This window comes from Immundisolibacter sp. (assembly GCF_041601295.1).
Classification (GTDB): domain Bacteria; phylum Pseudomonadota; class Gammaproteobacteria; order Immundisolibacterales; family Immundisolibacteraceae; genus Immundisolibacter.
On sequence record NZ_JBFIII010000123.1, the window covers coordinates 1 to 7,008 of the forward strand.

The following is a 7,008-nucleotide window of genomic DNA, read 5'->3' on the forward strand; positions in this document are numbered from 1 at the left end:
GGTGAATTTTTACAATCCCCAGCGGCGCGCGCCGCTGAACACGGTGCCCGGTTTGATCGGCGTGATCCTGACCATGACCATGGTGCTGTTTACCGCCTCGGCCCTGGTGCGCGAGCGCGAACGCGGCAACCTGGAAATGCTCATCGCCACGCCGGTATCGCCGTGGGAACTGACTCTCGGCAAGCTGCTGCCGTTCATCGGCATTGGCCTGCTGCAGGTGACCGTGGTGCTCGGACTCGGGTGGTGGCTGTTCGACGTACCCATCCGCGGCTCCGGGCTGGAGCTGTACCTGGCGGCGCTGGTGTTCATCCTGGCGTCGCTGGCGCTGGGCGTACTGCTGTCAACGCTGGCGCGCAGCCAGTTTCAGGCCTTGCAGATGGCGATCTTTACCTTCCTGCCGCAGATACTGCTGTCCGGCTTCATGTTCCCCTACGCCGCCATGCCGCGCCCGGCGCAGTGGATCGCCGAGGGTCTGCCGCTGACGCACTTCCTGCGTCTGGTGCGCGGCATCATGCTGCGCGGCGTCAGCATCACCACGCTGTGGGAACCGCTGCTCGCGCTGCTGCTGTTCACCGCGATCGCGCTCACCCTGGCCGTTACCCGGGTGCGCAAACGCCTGGATTGAGCGCGGCCGCGCCAGCGGGCTAACCCGCCACCTTGGGCAAGCGTGTCAGCGCGTCGCGAATGGCCGCCTCCGGGTAATCGTAATCGCGCAGTTCGCCGGCGAAGTAGCGGTCGTAAGAGGCCATGTCGAAATGGCCGTGGCCGGACAGGTTAAGCAGAATCACGCGCGGCTCGCCAGCCTGTTTTGCCGCCAGCGCTTCGTCGATGGCGGCGCGGATGGCGTGGTTGGACTCCGGCGCCGGGATGATGCCCTCGCTACGGGCGAACAACACACCGGCCTCGAAGGTGGCGAGTTGCCCCACCGTGCGCGACTCCACAATGCCGGCCGCACACAACTGAGCCACCAGCGGCGCGCTGCCGTGGTAACGCAGGCCCCCGGCGTGGATGCCCGGCGGCACGAAATCGTGCCCCAGCGTGTACATGCGCATGATGGGCGTCAGGCCAGCGGTGTCGCCATAGTCGTAGGCATAGACGCCGCGCGTCAGGGTCGGACACGCAGCCGGCTCCACCGCCAGCAAGCGCACCTGCTTGCCGGCCGCCTTGTCGGCCACGAACGGAAACGCCAGCCCGGCGAAGTTGGAGCCGCCACCGCAGGGCGCGATCACGACGTCCGGGTAATCGCCCGCCAAGGCCATCTGCTGCTTGGCCTCCAGGCCAATCACGGTCTGGTGCAGCAAGACGTGGTTCAGCACCGAGCCGAGCGCGTAATTGGTGTCGGCACGGCCGGCGGCCTCCTCGACTGCCTCGCTGATGGCCATGCCGAGTGAGCCGGGCGAGTCCGGGTCCTCGGCCAACATCGCCCGGCCACAGGCGGTATGCGGGCTTGGACTTGCCAGCACCTCGGCACCCCAGGCGTGCATCATCGAGCGCCGATGCGGCTTCTGGTCGTAGCTCACGCGCACCATGTACACGCGCACCTCGACCCCCAGCATCTGCCCCGCCATCGCCAGCGATGAACCCCATTGCCCGGCGCCGGTCTCGGTGGTCAGGCGCCGAACGCCGGCCTGCGCGTTGTACCAGGCCTGCGGCACGGCGGTGTTGGGCTTGTGCGAGCCGGCCGGGCTGACACCCTCGTACTTGTAGTAGATGCGCGCCGGGGTACCGAGCGCCTGCTCCAATCGGTGTGCCCGATACAGGGGCGCTGGCCGCCACAGGCGGTAGATGTCGCGCACGGCGTCCGGAATGGGCAGCCAGCGCTCGGCGGACATTTCCTGCTCAATCAGCGCCGGCGGAAAGATCGCCCCCAGCGCATCGGGCGCCAGTACCTGTCCATCCGGCCCGCGCGGCGGCTCGGGCGGGGTCGGAAGGTCGGCGACCACGTTGTACCAGTGGGTCGGAATGGCCGACTCGGGCAACAGGAACTTGGTGTCAGTCATGGCGACTCCCCAGGGTTATGCAACACGGAAAACGATATGCCGGAACGGCACCGCGCGGATCAACTGCCCGATATGGCAGTGCTCCCGCTCACGCAGCCAGAACCCTGAGAAAACCTGATTGCCCGTAGTCGAGGAGCTTGGTGTCGGCGGTTACCAGCCTGAGGTCATTGCTGCGCGCGGCCGCGATCAGAAATCGATCAGCAGGATCACCGCGTGGCGTGCCGGGAAGTTGTGTGCTCTCCAGGGCAGTTTGCGTATCGAGTGGTAGCACGCTCAAACCCTCCGGGGTGGTGGCCCGCTCGATCCAAACACGCAACGGAGCAGACAGGCGGACTTTTTCCTTGGCGTACAGCATCCCGATTTCCCACACGCTGATGGACGAAACCCAGACGCGGCGATCATTTCTCGCTTGCTCGATGAGTCGTAGCGTCGGCGCACTCATGCGACCGGCAATGCCCTCGGCAACCCATAACCAGACATGCGTGTCGAGCAGCAACCCGTTCATTTGACGGGCATCAGATCGGCGTAGAGGTCATCTTCGTCGCCGGTTTCCGCGGACCACGGCTCTTGCTGGGAGGCGACGATGTCGCCCGAGAGGGTGACCGTACCTTTCATGTAACCGAACAGCGGCGCCAGCGCTTGCTGTTCGATCGGCACCAGTTTGGCGACCGGCCTGCCCCGTTTGGTAATGACCAGGGGTTCGTGAGTTGCGGCGACCTTGTCTAGCAGTTTCAGGCATTTGGCCTTGAATTCGGCAGCGCTGATATTCATGGCAGATCTCTCGTGACCATATCAAGTGGTCATATTAAACGCCGACCTGCGTCGGAAACAACAGACGGCCGGGCCGCGGCTCATTTTCTGGTCGAAAACAGCGGCTGTGCGCTGTCCGTCGCAATCTGAGGCGAAGAGCGGACCGGCTTCGACGGCGCAGCCAAGCCCTGGGCGCGCGAACTGCCCGGCGCTTGGGTGACCCCGCCAGTTACTTGCAAGAACGCCGAGCTGCTCGCACTACAGGTGCCGACTCAGCCGCCCAAACGACTGCGGCAATAGTCGAACAAGGCCGCGGTGGAGGCATCGTGCGCGACGCCCGGCACGGTTTCGCCGCCCAGTTCGCGCTCTAGCGTGCCGGCCAGGCGTTTGCCCAGTTCCACGCCGAACTGGTCGAACGGGTTGATGCGCCACAGCATGGCGCTGGTGAAGGTGCGATGTTCGTGACAGGCCAGCAGGGTGCCCAGCGTGTGCGGGGTGAGCGCCGGCAGGACCATGACCGTACTCGGCCGGTTGCCGGGGCAGCGGGCGTGCGGGTTATCGAGCGAAGCCGCGCCGGTGAGCAGCGCCTCGGCCTGCGCCAGGCACTGCGCTACCAGGCGCTGGCGATGGCCGGGCAGGTCCAGGTCCGGTTGGGCACAGACCAGGAATTCCGTCGGGATGGTGGCCGGACCCTGGTGCAGTAGCTGGTAGAACGTGTGTTCGCCGTCGTTGCCATTACCACCCCAGATGACCGGGCAGGTGGCCTCGCGCAGCGGCTGGCCAGCCCGGTCCACGCCCTTGCCGTTGCTCTCCATCATCAGTTGCTGGACGTAGGTCGGCAACAGACGCAGGCCCTGGTCGTAGGGCAACACCGCGCGACTGCCAAAGCCCCAGAAACTCGCGTACCAGACATCCAGCAGGCCCAGCAGCAGCGGCAGGTTCCGCGCCGGTTCGGCGCTCGAAAAATGCTCATCCATGGCCGCGGCGCCCGCGAGCAGGCCGGCGAAGTTGTCGGCGCCCAGGGCAATGGCGGCAGGCAGGCCGATGGCCGACCACAGCGAATAGCGCCCGCCTACCCACTCGGGGAAGGTGATGATGCTGTCTGGCGCGAAGCCCAGCGCCTGCGCCTTGCCCGGATTGGCGGTAACAGCCACGAAGTGCCGACTGGCCGCATCAAGGCCCAGGCGGGCCGCCAGGTGAGCGCGCGCGGCCTGGTAGTTGTACAGCGTCTCGGTGGTGCCGAAGCTCTTGGACGAGACCAGAAACAAGGTACTGGCGGCGTCGCAATCGGCCAGTAACCGGCGCAGGGGCGCCGGATCGACGGTCGACACAAAGTCCACGCGCAGCTGGGACGAGGAAAACGTGTGCAGGGCTTCGAGCGCCAGCGCCGGGCCCCAGTAGGAGCCGCCGATGCCCAGGTTCACGACCCGCGTGAAGCGCTGCCCGCTGGCACCCGTGCGCCGGCCCTCGCGCACGGCGCTGGCAAGCTCGGCCACCTGCCGGTGCATGGCAGCAACGGTCGGCTTGATATCCACGCCGTCCACCCATAACGGCGTTGCCGATCGGTCACGTAGCGCGGTGTGCAAGGCCGGACGACCTTCGGTGTTGTTGATGGCGTCGCCGGCAAACAGGGCATCGCGCCAACGCGGCAGTTCCGCCGCCTGTGCCAGCGCCAGCAGGCCATGCAGCGCCGCGTCGTCCAGCAAGTGCTTGGAGAAATCGACGTGCAGGTCGGCCACGTCCAGGCTGTAACGCGCCGCGCGCCCCGGATCGTCGGCAAACAGATCGAGCATGCGGCAATCAGCAAGGCGTGCCTGATGGGCAGCCACGGCCTGCCATTGGGCTTGCATGTCGGATGTGCTCATGGCGGTTCTCGGTAAAGGGTGGCTCAGTCCGCCACCGCCAGGTCGATGCCCCGGCAGGCCACCCGCGCCAGGTGGGCGATTTCGTCTTCAGTAATCACGTAAGGCGGCATGAAATACACCACATTGCCCAGCGGGCGCAGCAGCACGCCGTGCTCGAGGCCGTGCTGGTAGACGCGCAGACCGCGACGTTCCTGCCAGGGGAAGGGCGCGCGGCTGGCCTTGTCGCGCACCAGTTCGATAGCCAGGATCATTCCGGTCTGCCGCACCTCGGCAATGTGAGGGTGGTCGACCAGGTGCGCTGTCTGGCGTGCCATCGCCGCCGCCAATGCGCGGTTACGCTCCAGCACCGGTTCGGTGGCAAAAATATCCAGGGTGGCCAGCGCCGCGGCGCAGCCGAGCGGATTGCCGGTGTAGCTGTGGGAATGCAGAAAGGCCCGCTCGCTGGCGTACTCGGCATAGAAGGCCTGGTACACGGTGTCGGTGGTCAACACCACCGCCAGCGGCAGGTAACCACCGGTCAGACCCTTGGACAGGCACAGAAAATCCGGCGCGATGCCGGCCTGCTCGCAGGCGAACAGCGTACCGGTACGGCCAAAGCCGACCGCGATTTCGTCGGCGATCAGATGTACCTGATAGCGATCACACAGCGCGCGCAAACCGGTGAGGTAATCGGCATGATGCATGCGCATGCCCCCGGCGCATTGCACCAGCGGTTCGATGATCACCGCGCAGACCTCGTGCGCGTGCCGCTCGAGCAGCGCCTGCATGTCGGCCAGACGCCGCTGCGCCACCGCCGCCCAGCTTTCGCCCGACTCGCGGGCGTACGCATCCGGTGACGGTGCGGTGATCGGCGCGCGCAGCAGTTCGGCATAGGCATCCCGGTACAGGCCGACGTCGCCCATGCCCAGCGCGCCCAGCGTCTCGCCGTGGTAGGCACCGGTCAGGTTGATGACGCGGGATTTACCGGCGATGCCGCTATTGCGCCAGTAGTGGTAACTCATCTTGAGTGCCACCTCGACCGCCGCCGAACCGTTGTCGGCAAAGAAACAGCGGCTCAGGGTCGGCGGCGTCAGGGCCACCAGGCGCTCGGCCAGCAGCAGCGCCGGTTCGTGCGAAAAACCGCCGAAAATGACATGTTCGAGCTGGCTCGCCTGTGTCGCCACGGCAGCCGAAATACGCGGATTGACGTGGCCGAACAGGTTCACCCACCAGGAACTGATGGCGTCCAGGTAACGCTTGCCGTCGTAGTCTTCCAGCCACACGCCGGCGCCGCGGCGGATCGGCACCAGCGGCAGCCACTCGTGATCCTGCATCTGCGTGCACGGATGCCACAGCACGGCCAGATCCCGGGCAACGAAGTCGGCGTTGTTCATGGCAGCAATTGTAGGCGCGGGCTTCCGAAAAAAGCCGGCGGCGAGAGTCCTGCCGATGGACGTTTCAACCGAAAACTCGGGTCTGCACCGCTATTTGGCCTTCGGCACCACCACACTCGGCCGCACCGCCAATCGTTTGGCCTTGCGTGCGAATCGCCGGTCATCGAATGTCAAAAGCGCGGAGCATTGCGCCGATCGCGCACAGTGCAAGGCATCGGCAAAATCCAGCCCGGCGACGTGCATGTCCGCGGCGCGCATAAGATCCGCCGCCGCTTCCACGTCCACGTTTGCCAAACGCGTCAAATGGTCCAGCATGTCACGCAAAACCTCGGCATCGCAGCGGTACACCTTGCCCAGTACCCATGCCAGTTCCAGCGATACGCTCAATGGCACAAAAAACGATTGCGCCGATTCCAGATGCGCCAGCACCACGGCCTGTTGGGAGCGCTCCTGATCATCCGCCGGCTCGACAAACAGGCGCACCAGGATGTTGGTATCGAGCGCGATCACGGTTTCGCGTTGCGCACAAAAGCCTGATCGAGCAACTCATCCATGCGCTCTACGGACAGGGATCCGGCAGTATTAGGTATGGTGCTCACACAATCTCGCGGCTGCACCGGGTCGCCCCGCACGGGTTTGAGGACGACCTCGTTGCCGATCACGGTGACCTCAAGCCGGCTGCCGCCGACGATACCCAACGTGCGGCGTACCTCGGCCGGCAGCACGATCTGACCTTTTGTTGAAACAGTGACTGACGACATGGCGGGCTCCGGAGACTTCCGGTCGCACTCTAGCATGTCGTCTTACCAGGTAAGACGAGGCCGGCAACTGCCAAGGGCTTCGTACTCGACCCCGTCAGCCCTGCGACAACCCCAGCGTCTGCCACAGCGTGGCAGACGGCTCGGCGCGGTTGAGGGTATAGAAGTGAATGCCGGGCACGCCGCCATCCAACAAGCGCCGGCACAGCGTCAGGGTTACGTCCAGCCCAAAGGCGCGCAGGCTGCCCAGATCATCGCCGAA

The 7,008-nt window shown here is 65.6% G+C and carries 9 protein-coding genes; 1 reads left to right on the forward strand and 8 read right to left on the reverse strand.

Annotated elements, in window-relative coordinates; all coding sequences use genetic code 11:
* On the forward strand, positions 1-625 hold a 625-nt coding region (locus ABZF37_RS12900; RefSeq protein WP_372720563.1), incomplete at its 5' end, for an ABC transporter permease.
* Between the two features lie 19 nt (positions 626-644).
* Here ABZF37_RS12900 and ABZF37_RS12905 read toward each other — a convergent pair.
* From ABZF37_RS12905 to ABZF37_RS12940, 8 genes are all read right to left on the reverse strand, one after another.
* The gene (locus ABZF37_RS12905; RefSeq protein WP_372720565.1) at positions 645-2,000 is read right to left on the reverse strand and encodes a TrpB-like pyridoxal phosphate-dependent enzyme; all 1,356 of its coding nucleotides are present in this window, start codon (positions 1,998-2,000) and stop codon (positions 645-647) included.
* Between the two features lie 88 nt (positions 2,001-2,088).
* Positions 2,089-2,505: a type II toxin-antitoxin system VapC family toxin gene (locus ABZF37_RS12910; RefSeq protein ID WP_372720567.1), complete on the reverse strand. Its 417-nt coding sequence runs from the start codon at positions 2,503-2,505 to the stop codon at positions 2,089-2,091.
* On the reverse strand, positions 2,502-2,771 hold the full coding sequence (locus ABZF37_RS12915; protein ID WP_372720569.1) for a type II toxin-antitoxin system Phd/YefM family antitoxin: 270 nt from the start codon (positions 2,769-2,771) through the stop codon (positions 2,502-2,504). Before ABZF37_RS12915 ends, ABZF37_RS12910 begins: the two co-directional genes overlap by 4 nt.
* A gap of 251 nt (positions 2,772-3,022) precedes the next feature.
* Complete coding sequence (pgi, locus tag ABZF37_RS12920) at positions 3,023-4,615, reverse strand: glucose-6-phosphate isomerase (RefSeq protein WP_372720571.1); 1,593 nt, start codon at positions 4,613-4,615, stop codon at positions 3,023-3,025.
* 23 nt (positions 4,616-4,638) lie between these two features.
* A complete protein-coding gene (locus tag ABZF37_RS12925) occupies positions 4,639-5,988 on the reverse strand; it encodes an adenosylmethionine--8-amino-7-oxononanoate transaminase (RefSeq protein WP_372720573.1) in 1,350 nt (449 codons plus the stop codon).
* 90 nt (positions 5,989-6,078) lie between these two features.
* Positions 6,079-6,498 (reverse strand): type II toxin-antitoxin system VapC family toxin, encoded by a 420-nt coding sequence (locus ABZF37_RS12930; RefSeq protein WP_372720575.1) that lies wholly within the window; start codon positions 6,496-6,498, stop codon positions 6,079-6,081.
* On the reverse strand, positions 6,495-6,749 hold the full coding sequence (locus tag ABZF37_RS12935; protein WP_372720577.1) for an AbrB/MazE/SpoVT family DNA-binding domain-containing protein: 255 nt from the start codon (positions 6,747-6,749) through the stop codon (positions 6,495-6,497). The genes ABZF37_RS12930 and ABZF37_RS12935 overlap by 4 nt, the downstream gene beginning before the upstream one ends.
* A gap of 94 nt (positions 6,750-6,843) precedes the next feature.
* A complete protein-coding gene (locus ABZF37_RS12940; protein WP_372720579.1) occupies positions 6,844-6,996 on the reverse strand; it encodes a methylenetetrahydrofolate reductase in 153 nt (50 codons plus the stop codon).
* Between the last annotated feature and the right edge of the window lie 12 nt (positions 6,997-7,008).